A 16,436-nucleotide genomic window follows, 5' to 3' on the forward strand; every position below is an offset into this window, starting at 1 on the left:
AAACATCCCTGACTACCCATCCCTTGGGGTGTCGTATCGCGGGATTGCCCCACAGGAGTGACATGGACGACCTCACCAGCCAGTTGATCAACGACAACCAAACCCTCTGGCATCTGGGCGCCGCCATGCTCCTCGGCGCCCTGATCGGCCTGGAACGCGGCTGGTCCAAGCGCAAGGAAGAGGCCGGCTCACGCATCGCGGGCATCCGCACGCATGCCCTGGTGGGTCTGCTCGGCGGCCTGGCCGCCTTGCTCTCCGAGACACTCACCAGTTGGGCCTTCCCCACGCTGCTGCTCGCGACCACCGCGATCGCGCTGGTCGCCTGGCGCACCCGCGCCGAGTCCGTGCGCAACGTCAGCATCACCGACAGCGTCGGCCTGCTGATCGTCTTCTGTCTCGGGGCGATCGCCCTGGCCGTGGACCTCGTCATCGCCACCGCGGTGGCCGTGGTCACCGCCATGATCCTCGACAACCGGGAGGAGATCCACGGCCTGCTGCACAAGCTGGAGGCGCGCGAACTCGACGCGGCCTTCAAGCTGCTCCTGATCACCGTGGTGATGCTCCCCATCCTGCCCAACCAGGGTTTCGGGCCCGGGGGCGTGCTCAACCCCTACGAGATCTGGTGGATGGTCGTGCTGATCGCCTCGATCTCCTTCGTGGGGTATTTCGCCATCCGCATGGGCGGGGCCGAGAAGGGCATCCTGTTCACCAGCCTGTTCGCCGGCCTGAGCTCGTCGACGGCGCTGACACTGCACTTCTCCCGCCAGTCACGCGTCACCGGCGAACTCAGCCCGCTGCTCGCCGTCGGCATCCTGATCGCCTGCGGCACGATGTTCCCCCGGGTGTTGCTGGTCGCCACCATGATCCATCCGCCGATGTTCACCGGCCTGCTGCTGCCCGTCTTGGTCATGAGCCTGCTGATCTACGTGCCGGCCTTCTTCATGTGGCGCCGGGCACGCCGGGGCAGCGACATCGAACAGCCCGAGCTCAAGCAAAATCCGCTCGACCTCACTTCCGCCCTGCTGTTCGGCTTGTTGCTGACGATCATCATGCTGGCCGGTGAATGGCTGCAAGGCTGGCTTGGCGATGCCGGCATCTACCTGCTGGCCGCCTCCTCGGGCGTGGCCGACGTCGACGCGATCAATCTTTCGCTGACTCGAATGGCGGAGGAATCCATCACCGTGCAGACCGCCGTGGTGGGGATCATCATCGCCTCGGCGGCCAACAACCTGGTCAAGACCGGCATGGCCGTCGTCATCGGCACGCGCACGCTGGGGCTCTGGGTGGCCGGACCGATGATCGTCTCTCTGGCCGCCGGACTGGTCACCGCCTGGCTGGTCTGATCAACCGGCCCTGAACCGCCCGCGATCCCACCATGCCAGCATCGCCGGCGTGAACAGCAGGGTCAGCGGGGTGGCCACCAGCAGGCCGCCGGCAATCGCCGTGGATAGTTGCACCCAATACTGGGTCGAGGGCGCGCCGATGGAGAACTCGCGGCCGAAGAAATCGATGGTCAGGCCGAAGATCATCGGCATCAGCCCCAGCACCGTGGTGACGGTGGTCAGCAAGACGGGGCGCAGGCGCTGCGCGCCGGTACGCAAGGCGGCGTCGACCGGCTCGATCCCGTCGCGGCGCAGCTGGTTGTAGGTATCGATCAACACGATGTTGTTGTTGACCACCACCCCGGCCAGCGCGATCACGCCGATGCCGCTCATTACCACGGAAAACGGCTCGGCCCGCAGCAACAGGCCCAGCAGCACCCCGCTGGTGGAGAACACGATCGCGGTGAGCACCAGCAGGGCCTGGTAGACACTGTTGAACTGGGTCACCAGGATCAGCACCATCAGCATGATCGCGGTGAGGAACGCCATGGCCAGGAACCGGCCGGCCTCGGCCTGATCCTCCTGTTGCCCCCGCACCGAGAGCTCGACTGTTTCGGGCATCGGGTGGGCGGCCAACCAGTCCTGCAGGGCCCGCACCCGCTCGTCGACCAGCTGCCCGGCGGCGACATCGGCCTCGATCGAGAGGGTCCGGCGGCCGTCGACGCGGTGGATCACCCCGGTCTTGGGGGCGGGCACGAACTCGACGAAATTGCGCACCGGCACCAGACCGACCTGGGTGGGTACCCGCAGGTTCACCAACTGGGCGAGATTGCGCTCATCGAAGGGAAACCGCACCCGGATATCGACCTCCTCGTCGGCATCCTCGGGGCGATAACCGCCCAACGCCAGACCGCGGGTGAGCATCTGCACGGCCCGACCGAGCAGATTGACGTCGGCGCCGAAACGCGCCGCCTCGCGATGATCCACCTCGATGCGCATCTCGATCCCCGGCAGCGGGCGGTTGTCCTCGATATCGACGAACCCGCCCACCTCGGCCATGCCGCGACGCAGGTGCTCGACCGCCTCGACCAGCGGCTCGACGCCGTCACCCCCATCCGTGGCGGAGGCCTCCAGCACCACGGGCTTGCCGGCGCTGGGTCCGCCGGACTCGGTCAGAAACTGCAACTTAACGCCGGGCAGGTCGGCCAGCTCCTCGCGCAGGTCGGCGAGGATCTCGGCGGCCGGTGGACGCCGCTGCCAGTCGACCAGCTCGAGCTGGATCACGCCGATCACATCCTCGGCATAGTCCTGGGTCAGCCGCGTCTGCGGGGAGGCGATACTGCGCGCATAGACGCTCTCGAAGGCCGGGTGATCGTACAGGCGTGCCTCGACCCGGCGGACCATCTCGTCGACCTCCCAGACCGACAGGTCGCCACGCGCCTGAATCTGGATCTGGGCGAAGCTCGGTTCGACGTCCGGGAAGAAATCCACCCCGCGCCCCAGCTCGCCGTAGGCGACATAGAGCGCGGCGGTGAATAGCGCCACCGCGGCCAGGGTCTGACCGGGGCGGGCGACCGCCCAGCGCAACAGGCCAACGTACCGGGCCGTGCCGCCATCCAGTTCCTCGAAGCGGCCCGCCTCGGCGGCCTGAATGTGGCGCACCTGTTCGGGGCGACTGGCCCCCTGCCCGCGCGAGATGATCGCCGCGAGCACCGGGATGAATACCAGCGCCATGAGCAGCGACATCAACAGCGTGACGATCACGGTGGCCGGCAGGTAGAACATGAACTCGCCCACCGTCCCCGGCCAGAAGAGCATGGGAAAGAACACCGCCAGCGTGGTGGCCACCGAGGCGACGATCGGCCAGGCCATGCGCTGCGCTGCCGCGAGATAGGCGGCCCGGCCGCGGTCTTCGGCGAGATACCGGTCGGCCTGCTCGATCACCACGATCGCCCCGTCGACCAGCATGCCCACCACCAGGATCAGGGCGAACAGCACCACGATATTGAGCGTGAAACCCATCAGGTACAGGACTAGCACCCCGCCGAGGAAGGCACCGGGAATGGCCAGCCCCACCAGCCAGGACGAACGTCCGCCCAGGGCGAAGACGATGGTGAGCATCACCAGCAGGATGGCGGTGAGGACGTTGTTCTCCAGATCGCCGAGCAGGTCGTCGATCTCCTCGGCACTGTCCTGCAGGTAGCGCACCTGGATGCCGCCCGGCCAGTCGGCCTGCTCGGCCTCGATCACCGCGCGGGCGGCGGCGACGGTTTCGAGGATATTGGCCCCGGCCCGCTTGCGGATTTCCAGCGACACCGCCGGCTCGCCATCGATCCGGGCAAACCCCTCCGGGTCCTTGAAGGTGCGACGTGCCTCGGCGACCTCCTCGAAGGTCACCACGGTGCCCTCGAAGGCGATCACCGGCAGCTCGAGCACGTCGCTGACCGATTCGATCACCCCCGGCACCTTGATGTTCAGCCGCCCGGCCCCGGAATCGAGCGCCCCCGCCGCCACCAGCTGGTTGTTGCGCTCGATCGCGGTGACCAGGTCGTTGAACGGCAGGCGATAGGTCTCCAGCGTGCGCGGGTCGACCAGCACCTCGAGCAGGTCCTCGCGATCGCCGCCGATCTCGACCTCGAGCACGCCGGGCAGTGCCTCGATCCGGTCGCGCAACTCGCGGGCGCGCTGCACCAGCGTGCGCTCGGGTGCCGAACCCGACAACGAGGCGATCAGCACCGGGAACATCGACAGGTCGACCTCGGTGACCACCGGCTCCTCGACACCGGGCGGCAGGTCGGGCCGCACCAGGTCCACCTCCTCGCGCACGTCGGCCAGCGCCCGGCGATTGTCGTAGCCGGGATCGAAATCCAGCCGGACCAGGGCAAAGCCCTCCCCGGCGCTGGCGCGCATTTCATCGAGCCCCTCGATCCCGGCCAGTTCCCGTTCCAGGGGGCGGACCAGGAGGCGCTCACTGTCTTCCGGCGAGATGCCCGGGTAGGCGACGGTGACGAAGAAGATCGGCACGTCGACGTCCGGCGCGGCCTCCTTGGCGATCTGCACGTAAGCCGTCCCGCCGGCCGCCAGCAATGCCAGCAGGACCAGGAGGACGCTGCGCGAGCGGGAGAACAGCGCGGCGAGCAATCCGTTCACCGCTCACCCTCCCCCGTGGGCGCCAACTCCCCCTGTGGAACCACCTCGATGGCATCGCCGTCGCGCACGAACCCCTGACCCAGCGAGATCAGGCGCACCGATTCCTCCAGGCCGGTCACCCAGACCTGCTCGGCATCGGCGCGGATCGGCGTGACCGGCACGAAACGGGCCCTGATCTCGCCCGCCTTCCCTTCCACGGCCACCTTGACGCCCAGCTCGCCCGATTCGTTCTGCGAGATCAGCGCCGGGGAAATGGCATGCGCGCGCACCTCGTCGACGGGTATCTCGACCGTGACGCTGGTGCCCGACGGCAGGTTCCGATCCGGGTTGGCCACCGCCACGCGGGCCCGGAAGGTTCGTGTCTGCGCATCGGCCACGGTCGACACGTACCGCACCGTGCCCTCCCGGACCTGGCCATCCAGGAAGGTTACCCGGGCGGCCTGCCCCGCCTCGATTTCGTGAATGCGGTGCTGCGGGATGCGCACCACGGCGCGCAGCGGGTTGTTCTCGACGATTTCGGCAACCGGCTCGCCCACCGCGACCACGTCACCGACGCGGGCGATCTGCCGATTGAGCACACCGGCGATCGGGGTCGGGATTTGTGTCTGGGCGATATCGAGCTCGATGGCGGCCACCTGGGCCCGCGCAGCCTCGAGTTCGGCACGGGCACGCTCGGCCGCCAGGCGCGCCTGAAAGCCCTGATCGGCCAGTCGGCTTGCCGCGTCAAAATCACCCTGGGCGCGCCGCTCGGCCGCCTTCGCCTGCCTCAGCCGGGCGGGCCGGTCATCCAGCTCCAGCCGGGCGAGCAATTGCCCGGCCTCGACCACCGCGCCTTCCTCGACCAGGGTCGCGGCGACCTCGCCTCCCGTCTTGGCCCGCACGCTGACCACCTGCTCGGGCTCGGCCTGGCCCTGGAGTTGCAGCACCCGCTCGACCGATTCGGCCTGACTGGTGGTCAGGCCGACCTTGACCGCGGCGCTGCGCTCGGGCGTCTCCACCTCGCGGGCATCCTTATCGCCGCTCAGCACCCAGCCAAGCAGCAACAGGGCAAGCAACAGCAGGATCAATCGACCCGCGTTGCGGGAGAACCAAGACGTCATCGAAAACCTTTCCTGTCAGTGGCGTTCGTTTGAGTGACTGCGCAAAGGTGCAGACACGGTCACATCCCATGGTAGCGATTCCCGTGACGGGTGCTCAGCCCACCCCGGTCGCCAACCGACGGGCGATGGCCTTGTAGAGCTCCATCAGCGCGAACGATCCCACCCCGACCGCGAGGATCAGCAGGCCGTCGGCGAGCGGCACGGATTCGGTAGCGAACACCCCCTGCATTGCCGGCAGGTAGGTCACCAGCAATTGCGCCAGCGTGACGGCGATCACCGCCAGCCAGACGGGACGCGTGCCGCGGATCAGGTCGAGGCTGAGCGATGAGCCGTGCAGGTTGCGGATGAAGAACAGCTGGAAGATCTCGAGCACCACCAGGGTGTTCATCGCCATCGTGCGGGCCAGTTCCAGTGAATAGCCCTGCGCGATCGCGTGGTGGTAGACACCGAAGACCGCGCCGAGAAAGACCACCGCCACCAGCGCGATATAGAGCAGCCAGCCGCCGGTGAGGATCGGCTCGTTGCGCGGTCGGGGCGGGCGGCTCATCACGCCGGATTCGCTCGGTTCGAAGGCGAGTGCGAGCCCGAGCGTCGTCGCGGTGACCAAGTTGATCCAGAGGATCTGGATCGGGGTGACCGGCAGGGTCAGCCCGGCCAGCAGGGCGACGACGATGGTCAGCGCCTCGCCGGCGTTGGTGGGCAAGGTCCAGCTGATCACCTTCTTGATGTTGTCGTAGACGGTCCGTCCCTCGCGGACGGCCGCCACGATCGAGGCGAAGTTGTCGTCGGCCAGCACCAGGTCGGCGGCCTCCTTGGCCGCCTCGCTGCCCTTGCGCCCCATCGCGATACCCGCATCGGCACGTTTGAGCGCCGGCGCATCGTTCACCCCGTCGCCGGTCATCGCCACGCTCTGGCCCAGCGCCTGCAGGGCCTTGACCAGGCGCAGCTTGTGCTCGGGACTGGTGCGGGCGAACACGTCCACCTCGGCGACGCGCTCGGTCAGTTCATCATCCGAGAGACGCTCGATCTCCGCGCCGGTCAGGGACCGATCGGGCCGCGCCAGCCCGACCCGGGCGGCAATCGCGCGGGCCGTGCCGGCGTGATCGCCGGTGATCATCTTGACGCGAATGCCGGCCCGTCGGCACTCGGCCACCGCCTCGATCGCCTCGGGGCGCGGCGGATCGGACAGGCCCACCAGCCCCAGCAGGATCAGCCCATTGCCCACCTCGGAGCGCTCGAGCACGGTCTGGGATGGCTCGACCGGACGATAAGCCAGAGCCAGTACCCGCTGGCCCTCGCCGGCCAGCGCCTCGGCCCGTTCGGCCCAGAACGCGTGGTCCAGCGGTTCGCCCTCGTCCTGGCCCTCGCGGCTTTCTTGCCGATCGCACATCGCCAGCACCGCCTCGGGCGCCCCCTTGACCGAGATCACCGCGTGGCCCTCGTGATCGTGATCGAGTGTGGCCATGAAGCGATGCGCGGCATCGAAGGGGATCGCGTCATCACGGTGCCAGTGCGAGCGCACCTCTCTCAGGTCCAACCCGGCCCGCCCGGCCATGGCGAGCAGGGCCCCTTCCATCGGGTCGCCCTCGACCCGCCAGCCATCGGCCTCGCTGCGCAGGTGGGCATCGTTGCAGAGCAGCCCCGTACGAGCCAATCGATCCATCGACGCCGGCACCGACGAGCCGGCCGGTTGCTCGGCAAGCAAAAGCTCGCCGGTGGGCGAATAGCCCTCGCCCGTGATCGTCAACGTCGTCTCGGTGAGCGCCACCTCGGTGACCGCCATTTCGTTGCGGGTCAGCGTGCCGGTCTTGTCGGTACAGATCACCGACACCGAGCCGATCGTCTCGATGGCCGGCAGGCGACGGACGATCGCCTGACGGCGGGCCATCGCCTGCACCCCGACGGCCAGGGTGATGGTCAGCACGGCCGGCAGACCTTCCGGGATGGCCGCGACGGACAAGCCGACCACGACCATGAAGGTCTCCTCGAAGGCCATTCCCCGCCACCAGACGCCCAGCGCGAGGATCAGGCCGGCGCCCAGGAGAATCACGGCCGTCAGCCAGCGACCGAAACGGTCCATCTGCTCGAGCAACGGCGTGGTCAGGATCTGCACGCCGGCGATCAATCCCGAGATCCGGCCCAACTCGGTATGGGTACCGGTAGCCGTAATCACGCCGCGGGCCGCCCCTCGGGTCACCAGGGTGCCGCTGTAGGCCATCGAGCGCCGGTCGCCCAGCGGGGTCTCGGACTCGACCGGCTCGGTCGTCTTTTCCTCGGCGAGCGATTCGCCGGTCAGCACCGCCTCGTCGACGTGCAGGTCGTGGACCTCGAGCAGGCGCAGGTCGGCCGGCACCCGGTCACCGGCCTCGAGCAGCACGATGTCGCCCGGTACCAGTTCATCGCCGGGAACCGACTGGCGCTGGCCATCACGCACCACGGCCGCCTTGAGGGCGAGCATGTGGCGGATGGCATCCATGGCCTGTTCGGCGCGGCCTTCCTGTACGAAACCGATCACCGCGTTGGCGAGCACCACCGCCAGGATGACGGCGGTATCGATACCGTGACCCAGCAAGGCCGCGACGGTCGCCGCGCCCAGCAGGACATAGATGAGGATATTGTGGAACTGGCGCAGCAGGCGGCGCCAGGCAGGTGGACGCGGGGCCTCGGGCAGGCGATTGGCCCCGAAGCGCTCGCGGCGCTCAGTCACCTCCGCGGCCGTCAGGCCCTCGGGGCGACTCCCGATCTTGGCCAATACCGCTTCGGACGGCTTGGCGTGCCAGTGCGGGCGTGACGTGGACTGCTCGCTCATTTCCACCCTCCTTGAAGCAATCCACACCGCCGCCCCCATCGTCTCGAGGAGGCTTGCCGCGATCGAGCGCGAACGCGCCGCATTGTCAGCCGGCGGCCGCCTCGTCCATGGCGCGGTTGGCGAGCTGGTCGGCCCGCTCGTTTTCCGGGTGGCCGACGTGCCCGCGGGTCCAGTGCCAGTGAACATGGTGGCGGCCCGCCGCCTGCTCGAGACGTTTCCAGAGATCGGCGTTCTTGACCGGCTTGCCGGCCGCCGTGCGCCAATTGCGCCGACGCCAGTTGTGGATCCACTCGGTGATCCCCTGGCGCACGTATTGCGAATCGGTGGTCAAGTGCACCTCGCAGGGTTCCTTGAGCGCCTCGAGTGCCTCGATCGCCGCGGTCAGTTCCATGCGGTTGTTGGTCGTCTCGGTGTCCGCGCCCCAGAGGTCGCGCTCATGTTCGCCGAAGCGCAGTACCGCCCCCCAGCCACCGGGGCCGGGATTGCCGCGGCAGCCGCCGTCGGTCCAGGCATGTACCACCTTGCGGCTTGTCGGGGCGTCGTTCGAGGCGTGATCCATGTTTGGTGACTTATCGCTGAAGAATGGAGGAATGGCGACGCAGTCCGGCGACCTCACCGCGTACCGGCTGACCGACCAGTGAGGCCAGACGAAAGGCGGGCTTGGGCCGACTGGGACGCACCACCCGCCGGGTGGCGTCGATCAGATACAGACCATTGAGGAACCAGGCCCACTCGGCGCTCAACCGCCGGAACCGCTCGCCGCGCCGATAGGCATTTTCGCGACACCAGGGCATCACGCCGCCGATCGGCTCGATTGCATCGATGCGGTAGCCCAGCACGCGCAGCCAGTCGACCACGCGCCAGGTCGGATGATGATGGCCGAACGCCAGGGGGGCATGACAACCCGGCCAGAAGCGCGAGCGCAGGTGCAGCAGGCTGGCCGGGTTGACGCCCACCAGCATCAGGCGGCCCTCGGGACGCAGACTGCGGTCGATCTCGCGCAGTATCTCGTGCGGATTGCGCCGGTCCTCGAGCACGTGCAGCGCGATCACCAGGTCGGCCGCCTCGCTCTCGATCGGCAGGGCATCGAGTTCAACCGGCAGCAGGCCATTGGCGCGGCCGCCGGGCGGACCGGCCAGCACGCGGTGATCGATGCGCAACTGCCGGCCCCAGCCGAAGCGCCGCTCGAATTCCAGCCCGGTCTCACCCAGCACCAATGCGTGGTAACCGAAGGCGGTCTGGGCTCGATGCGCCAGCAATTCGGCCAGGTTGTCGGCCACCAGGCGGCCGACCGGGCCTCGATACCAGTCGGCCGCGGCCACGCTGGCGGGTAGCGCACTGTCCCTGGCTGGACTGGCTGGGTTCTGACTCACGGCGTCCTCGTGCAGGTTTTCCTCAGGCCACCTCGCGCTCGCCCGGCGACCAGCGCACCACCCGCCGGGCGGCGAGCATCAGCGCAAACGCGAGCAGGCTGGCGAGCGTCATCGCGGCGAAGGCCATATCGGGCTCCACTCTACCCCAGAGCAGACCGGCGAGGTACAGGCCAAGCGCCGCGCCACCGCCATAACTGGCCGCCGACAGGATCGCCTGGCCGCGGGCGTGGGCACGGCCCGGAAACTGGTGGTCGATCACCCAGATGCCCACGGCGTGGGTCATGCCGAAACTGGCCGCGTGCAGCAACTGGGCGAACAGCAACCAACCAAGCACATCGGCCTGGTAGCCGATCAGCAGCCAGCGCAGCGCCATCAGGCCGATCGCCGTCAGCAACAGGAACAGGGGCGCGAAGCGGTTGCGCAGGCCCGGCAGCAGGAAGAACAGCACGATTTCGGCGACCACGCCCAGTGCCCACAACAGACCGATGGCCGTGGCCGAGTAGCCCAGATCGGCCAGGTGCACGGAGAAAAAGGCGTAGTAGACGCCGTGGGAAAGGTTGATCAGGAACGAGCCGGCAAAGAAGCCCAGCATGGCCGGCTCCCTGAGCCGGTCTCGAATCGAGACCGGGCGCGCGCCGGTCTCGCGCGGCACGCCGGGCTCGGGCACCCGCCACAGCACCCCGGCCAGGGCGACCAGCGCCACGGCCATCAGCCAGGGCACGGCGACCAGGCCGATGCGGTCGATCATCGCGCCCAGGCCGACCGAGGCAACGATGAAACCGATCGAGCCCCAGGCACGCAGCGCGGGGTAGCGCTCGGGGGCCGGGCCGGTCAGGCGCAGCGCGGCGACGTCCAGCTGCGAGAGCAGTGGCTGCCAGAAGAAACCGAAGGCCACCAGCAGCACCATCCAGCCCACCAGTCCGGCATCGATGCCGGCGAGCAGGGCGAGCCCGACGGCCAGCACGGCGCTGACCAGGGCCGTGGCGATCAGCCAGACGATCACCCGGCCGCTGTGGTCGACCACCCAGCCGAGCAGCGGCGGGGCGACGAGTTTGGCGGCCATCACCATGGCGAGCATCGCGCCGACCGTGTCGGGCGCGAAGCCCTGCTCGATCAGATAGGGGCTGAAATAGGGCAGGTAGATCCCCAGCCCGAGGAAGAAGGCGAAGTACCCGAGCCGGATCGGGTTGAGGCGCGCGACCCCGCCCTGGCCTGCCGGGGTCGTGCTCATCGTCCGGGTGTCGAGCCGTCCCCGGCCGGGATGACCGGCGTGTCGGTGGTCAGATCACCGCACTGCCCGCGCTGGCGCAGGGCGTGATCCATCAGGGTCAGGGCCAGCATCGCCTCGGCGATCGGCGTGGCCCGGATACCGACGCAGGGGTCGTGACGCCCGGTGGTGACCACCTCGGTCGACTCGCCGCGCATGTCGACGCTCTGCCCCGACAGGCGGATGCTCGAGGTCGGCTTCAAGGCCAGGTGGGCGACGATGTCCTGGCCGCTGGATATCCCGCCGAGCACGCCGCCGGCATGGTTGGAACGAAAGCCGTCCGGCGTGATCTCGTCGCGAAATGCCGTGCCGCGAGCCGCCACGCAGTCGAAGCCGTCACCGATTTCCACGCCCTTGACCGCGTTGATGCCCATCAGGCCATGCGCGATGTCGGCATCCAGGCGATCGAACACCGGCTCGCCCCAGCCCGGCGGGCAGCCTTCCGCCCGCACGGTGACCTTGGCACCGACCGAATCGCCCGAGCGGCGCAGGTCATCCATGAAGGTCTCGAGCTCGGCCACCTGATCGGCGCAGGGCCAGAAGAACGGGTTCTCGCCCACCGCCGTCCAGTCGAAGCAGCCGTCCTGCAGGACGATGGGACCGAGCTGGGAAAGGTGCCCGCGCACGCTCACCCCGTGCTTTTCGGCCAACCATTTCTTCGCGATCGCGCCGGCGGCCACCCGCATGGCGGTCTCGCGCGCCGATGAGCGCCCGCCGCCACGGTAGTCGCGCACGCCGTACTTCTGCCGGTAGCTGTAATCGGCATGGCCCGGGCGGAACTGCTCGGCGATCTTGGAGTAGTCCTTGGAGCGCTGGTCGACGTTCTCGATCAAAAGCCCGATCGGCGTGCCGGTGGTCTCGCCCTCGAACACCCCCGAGAGGATGCGCACCTGGTCGGGTTCACGCCGCTGGGTGGTGTGCCGAGAGGTGCCCGGCCGACGGCGATCGAGATCGATCTGCAGGTCCTCCTCGGAGAGTTTCAGGCCCGGCGGGCAACCATCGACGATCGCGCCGAGTGCCGCTCCGTGGGATTCGCCAAAGGTCGTGACCCGAAACAGGGTGCCGAAGGTGTTGCCTGCCATACGTGTTGATCCCAAAAACTGGCCGTTCCAAAAATTGCCGCTGCCGTGATCACGACGAGCGATTGCGCCTCGCCGGGGCGAGCCGCGGGGGCATGCTAAAATGCGTGACCCGCCGCCGACGGCAAATGCCGTTTCGGCGACGTCGAGCCGGCGGACACGCCTGAGCCGAAAGACTGCAGAGTATACCTGTCCGATCCGGACACTTCCCAAGACCAGCCGTCCATGCCCATCGAGCTCATCTCCATCATCGACCGGCAGGCCCGAGCCCGCCCGGACGCCCGCGCACTGGGCGACCGGCAGCAATGGCTGGACTACGCCCAGCTGGCCGGCCGACTCCAGGCCGCACGAGGCGCGCTGCGAGGTCTCGGTCTGGTCGCGGGCGACCGCGTGGTGGTCTGGGCGGGCAAGTCGGTCGACACGGTCGTCTGGCTGCTCGCCATGCTCGCCGAGGACATCGTGCCGGCCCCGGCCCACCCGGGTCTCAAGCCCGAGCAGGTCGACCACCAGCTCGCCCGCTGCGGGGCCCGTGGCCTGCTCGCCGACCGTGCGCGAGTCAAACAATACGCACAAACTGCCGTCGAGGACGACTGGGGTTGGTGGCCTGCCGATGCGATTGCCCAGGGGCGGGCCCCGCAGGCGCTGGCCGCCCCCGAGGCGACCTCGCCGCCCACCACGCCGATCGACGAGGGGCAGGCAGACGCCGACCGTCTGGCCATGCTGTTCTTCACCTCCGGCAGCACCGGCCTGCCCAAGGGCGTGATGATCAGCGAGGGCAACCTCGATACCGGTACCCGCCTGGTGGCCGACTACCTCGGCCTGCGGGAAAGCGATGTGGTTGCCGCCGTGCTGCCGCTGGCGTTCGACTATGGCTTCTCGCAGATCACGACGGGACTGGCGTGCGGCGCGGCGGTCTATCTCGACGACTACCTGCTGCCCGCGGACCTCAAGCGCCCGCTGCTGCGCCAGCAAGCGACGGTGTTCGCCGGCACGCCGGGGCTCTTGGTCCCGCTCTCCCGGCAACCCTGGCTCGGCGATGCCCCGGCCCTGCGCGTGCTGACCAATTCCGGCGGCGCCCTGCCGGTCGCAGCCGTTCACCGGTTGCGCGAGGCGTGTCCGACGGCGGAACTGTTCCTGATGTACGGTCTGACCGAGGCCTTCCGCGCCAGCTTCCTGCCGCCCGGTGAGGTCGACGTCCACCCGGATGCCATCGGTTACCCATTGGCGGAGACCACCATCGGACTGGTCGATGCAGACGGCCGCCTGCTCGGGCCGGGCGAAACCGGTGAGCTGGTGCAGGGCGGCCCGCTGGTCGCACAGGGCTACATCAACGATCCCAAGGCCACCACGCAACGCTTCCGTCCCCCGCCGTCCGGCTGGCCGGACGAGACGGCCGAACGCGTGGTCTTCAGCGGCGACCGCGTGCGCATGGACGAGGCGGGTCGCCTGTATTTCGAGGGTCGGCTCGACGCGCAGATCAAGGTGGCCGGCTTTCGCATCAGTCCCGAGGAGATCGAGGCGGTGGCGACCACCGCGCCGGGCGTCGAGGAGGCGGTCGCCGTGGGCGAGCCCGATCCGGAGAGCGGCAACCAGCGATTGATCCTGCACGTGGCGCCAGGGCAAGCGGATCTCGAGGCGCTGCGCCATCATCTGCGCGCCCACCTGGCCCCCTATCAGCAGCCGGCGGCGATCACGGCCCACGCCGCCCTGCCCCGCTCGGCCAACGGCAAGTTCGACCGCCGGGCCCTGACCGCGACGGAGACAACCTGATCATGGCCCAGCACGACACACCCGATTCGGCCACCGGCGAGGCCATTCTCGAGCGCACCCTCGGACCGCTGGCCGATTGCTGGGGCCGGGAAAACGGTTACCTGTCGATCGACGGCCAGCCGCTCTCGGCCCGACTGCCGCAGACCCCCGCCTACCTCTACAGCCGCCGCTGTCTCGACATGGCGGTCGCCACACTGCGCGCGGCACTGCCCGAATCCATCGGCATCCACTACGCCATCAAGGCCAACCCGTTCCCGCCGGTGGTGCGCCACCTGGCCGGCCTGGTCGATGGCTTCGACTGCGCCTCGCTCGACGAGATGCGGCTGGCCGACGAGGCGGCCGCCCCCGAACAGAAACGCTCGATCGCCGGACCGGCCAAATCACGTGCCGAGCACCGCTACGCGATCGAGGCCGGCATCACCATCAACGCCGAGTCGGTCAGCGAGCTCGAACGGATCATGGTCGTGGCCCGTACCTCGGGCCGACGTGCCCGGGTCGCCCTGCGGGTCAACCCGCCCTTCGCACTCAAGGGCTCGGGCATGCACATGGGTGGCGGCGCCCGCCCGTTCGGCATCGACTGCGAGGTAATCCCCTCCTTGCTCGACCAGCGCGAGACGCTGGCCGAGGGCGGCATCGACCTGGTGGGGCTGCACCTGTTCGCCGGATCGCAGAGCCTGGATGCCGAGGCCATCGCCGCCGCCCTGGATGGCTGGACCGAGCTGCTGCGCGAGTGGCAGCAGACCACCGGATTCACCCCGGCGGAACTGATCATCGGACCGGGCCTGGGCGTGGCCTATCATCCAGGCGATCAACCCCTGGATCTCGCTGCGTTGGCGCCGGCCTTCGCCCGCCTCGACGAGCAGCTGGCCGCGCTGGGTCAGCATGGCGGCATACGCATCGAGACGCGACTGGAAATGGGGCGCTTCCTGGTCGCCGGCGCCGGCATCTACCTGACTCGGGTGGTCGATCGCAAGATCTCGCGCGGCACCACGTATCTCCTCTGCGATGGCGGCATGCATCACCACCTGGCACTGTCCGGCAACCTCGGTGCCGTGTTGCGACGCAATTGGCCCGTGGTCGCCGTCGATCGTCTCGACGACGAGGCCGATGACACCGTCGACATCGCCGGACCGTTGTGCACGCCGCTGGACGTGCTGGGCAAGCACCAGCCCCTGCCGTCACTTGCGCCCGGGGACTGGCTGGGCGTGCTGCAGTCGGGTGCCTACGGGGCTTCCGCCTCGCCAACCGGCTTTCTTTCCCGCGAGCCGGCGATCGAATACTTGATCTGACCGATCCGCTGGCCAACACTCGCCCCAGCCTCCTCTCTGCCAAACGCTACCCACATGCCGAACACCCCCTCCCCCATCGCGGCCGACACGTCGATAGCACGGCCCGATCCCGGCCTGCACTTTCGCCGTTTCCTGCTGATCAATGCCGTGCTGCTGCTGATCTCGCTGGTGGCGAACCTGGTCATCGAGCGCCCGCTATTTTCCCTGGTGCATGCCCTGATGCTGGCCGCGGTGGCGATGACCTGGGGCGTGGCCTTGCGCTGGGGCTGGCGAGTGGCCAAGCGCTGGTATCTGGCGGCATTGATGCCCTACCTGATCAGCTTTGCCTTCATCGGGGAGATCGAAAGCTTCGACATCCTCTGGATGCTGCTCTTCCCACCCATCGCGGCCTTCCTGGTGGAACGCCCACGCAGCCTGATCTTGTGGGATGCGACCTTCCTCGCGCTGGTGGCAGGCGTCTACACCCTGCACTGGGCGCGGCTCTACCCGCTGATGTACACGGATATCGCGCTGGGTGCGCAACTGACCGCGCTGTTTTTCCTGGCGGTGATCAGTTGGTTCATGCAGGGCTACAAGGCGCAGCTGGCCGACGTCCAGCGCGCCTTTCGCCAGCAGCTCGAACACCAGGTCGATGACGGGCTGGCGCAGATCCGTGGCCTGAACCGGGAACTCGAATCGACCCAGACCGACCTGGTGCGCCTGCTGGGCGAGCTCTGCGAGGCCCGCTCGGAGGAGACCGGCAATCATGTCGCCCGGGTGGCCGCCTATGCCCGGCACCTGGCGACACTGGCCGGTCTGCCGGCTCATCACGTCACCTCGATCCACCAGGCCGCCCCGCTGCACGACGTGGGCAAGATCGCGATCCCCGACCGCATCCTCAACAAGCCCGGCCGCCTAACCGACGAGGAGTTCCGCGAGATGCAGGCGCACACGCACCTCGGTCACGGCATTCTCAAGGCCTCGGGCCGCCCGTTGCTGCAGGCCGCGGCCACCATCGCCCACGAGCATCACGAGCACTGGAACGGTAACGGCTACCCGCGAGGACTGTCGGGCACCGGCATCTCGATCGAGGGGCGCCTGGTGGCGATTGCCGACGTGTTCGATGCCCTGTCATTCAAGCGAGCCTACAAGCCGGCCTGGGCAGACGAGCGCATCCGCAACCTGTTCACTACCGAGCGCGGCCGGCAGTTCGATCCCGACCTGACCGACCTGTTCCTGGATCATTACGCGGATTTCGTTGCCTTGCGAGACCGCACCGGCTGAGGTGTCCGCCGTCC

Annotated in this window: 11 protein-coding genes; 4 read left to right on the plus strand and 7 right to left on the minus strand. The window is 68.5% G+C overall.

Annotated elements, in window-relative coordinates:
* The first annotated feature begins 62 nt into the window (after positions 1-62).
* A complete protein-coding gene (locus tag SR882_RS09155; protein WP_322520944.1) occupies positions 63-1,343 on the plus strand; it encodes an MgtC/SapB family protein in 1,281 nt (426 codons plus the stop codon).
* On the opposite strand, the gene SR882_RS09160 is transcribed toward SR882_RS09155, so the two are convergent.
* The 7 genes from SR882_RS09160 to aroC form a co-directional block, all read right to left on the minus strand.
* Positions 1,344-4,472, minus strand: a complete 3,129-nt coding sequence (locus SR882_RS09160) for an efflux RND transporter permease subunit (protein WP_322520945.1) — start codon at positions 4,470-4,472, stop codon at positions 1,344-1,346.
* Entirely contained in the window at positions 4,469-5,572 is a 1,104-nt protein-coding gene (locus tag SR882_RS09165) for an efflux RND transporter periplasmic adaptor subunit (RefSeq protein ID WP_322520946.1), read from the minus strand. Before SR882_RS09165 ends, SR882_RS09160 begins: the two co-directional genes overlap by 4 nt.
* A 94-nt stretch (positions 5,573-5,666) precedes the next feature.
* A complete protein-coding gene (locus SR882_RS09170) occupies positions 5,667-8,381 on the minus strand; it encodes a cation-transporting P-type ATPase (RefSeq protein WP_322520947.1) in 2,715 nt (904 codons plus the stop codon).
* A gap of 85 nt (positions 8,382-8,466) precedes the next feature.
* Entirely contained in the window at positions 8,467-8,940 is a 474-nt protein-coding gene (gene rnhA, locus SR882_RS09175; RefSeq protein WP_322520948.1) for a ribonuclease HI, read from the minus strand.
* Between the two features lie 10 nt (positions 8,941-8,950).
* Positions 8,951-9,754 carry a methyltransferase domain-containing protein gene (locus SR882_RS09180; protein ID WP_322520949.1) on the minus strand — a complete coding sequence of 268 codons (804 nt, stop codon included), beginning with the start codon at positions 9,752-9,754 and terminating at the stop codon, positions 8,951-8,953.
* Between the two features lie 22 nt (positions 9,755-9,776).
* Positions 9,777-10,985 (minus strand): MFS transporter, encoded by a 1,209-nt coding sequence (locus tag SR882_RS09185; RefSeq protein ID WP_322520950.1) that lies wholly within the window; start codon positions 10,983-10,985, stop codon positions 9,777-9,779.
* Entirely contained in the window at positions 10,982-12,103 is a 1,122-nt protein-coding gene (gene aroC / locus SR882_RS09190) for a chorismate synthase (protein ID WP_322520951.1), read from the minus strand. Before aroC ends, SR882_RS09185 begins: the two co-directional genes overlap by 4 nt.
* Before the next feature lie 222 nt (positions 12,104-12,325).
* Between aroC and SR882_RS09195 the strand changes: the two genes are divergently transcribed.
* From SR882_RS09195 to SR882_RS09205, 3 genes are read left to right on the plus strand one after another with little or no spacing between them, the layout of a single operon-like run.
* Positions 12,326-13,870 carry an AMP-binding protein gene (locus SR882_RS09195; protein ID WP_322520952.1) on the plus strand — a complete coding sequence of 515 codons (1,545 nt, stop codon included), beginning with the start codon at positions 12,326-12,328 and terminating at the stop codon, positions 13,868-13,870.
* 2 nt (positions 13,871-13,872) lie between these two features.
* Entirely contained in the window at positions 13,873-15,159 is a 1,287-nt protein-coding gene (locus tag SR882_RS09200; protein WP_322520953.1) for a type III PLP-dependent enzyme domain-containing protein, read from the plus strand.
* A 54-nt stretch (positions 15,160-15,213) separates the two neighbouring features.
* Positions 15,214-16,422 carry an HD-GYP domain-containing protein gene (locus tag SR882_RS09205; RefSeq protein WP_322520954.1) on the plus strand — a complete coding sequence of 403 codons (1,209 nt, stop codon included), beginning with the start codon at positions 15,214-15,216 and terminating at the stop codon, positions 16,420-16,422.
* Positions 16,423-16,436: the final 14 nt, after the last annotated feature.

The sequence above is a fragment of the Guyparkeria halophila genome (genome assembly GCF_034479635.1).
GTDB lineage: Bacteria > Pseudomonadota > Gammaproteobacteria > Halothiobacillales > Halothiobacillaceae > Guyparkeria > Guyparkeria halophila.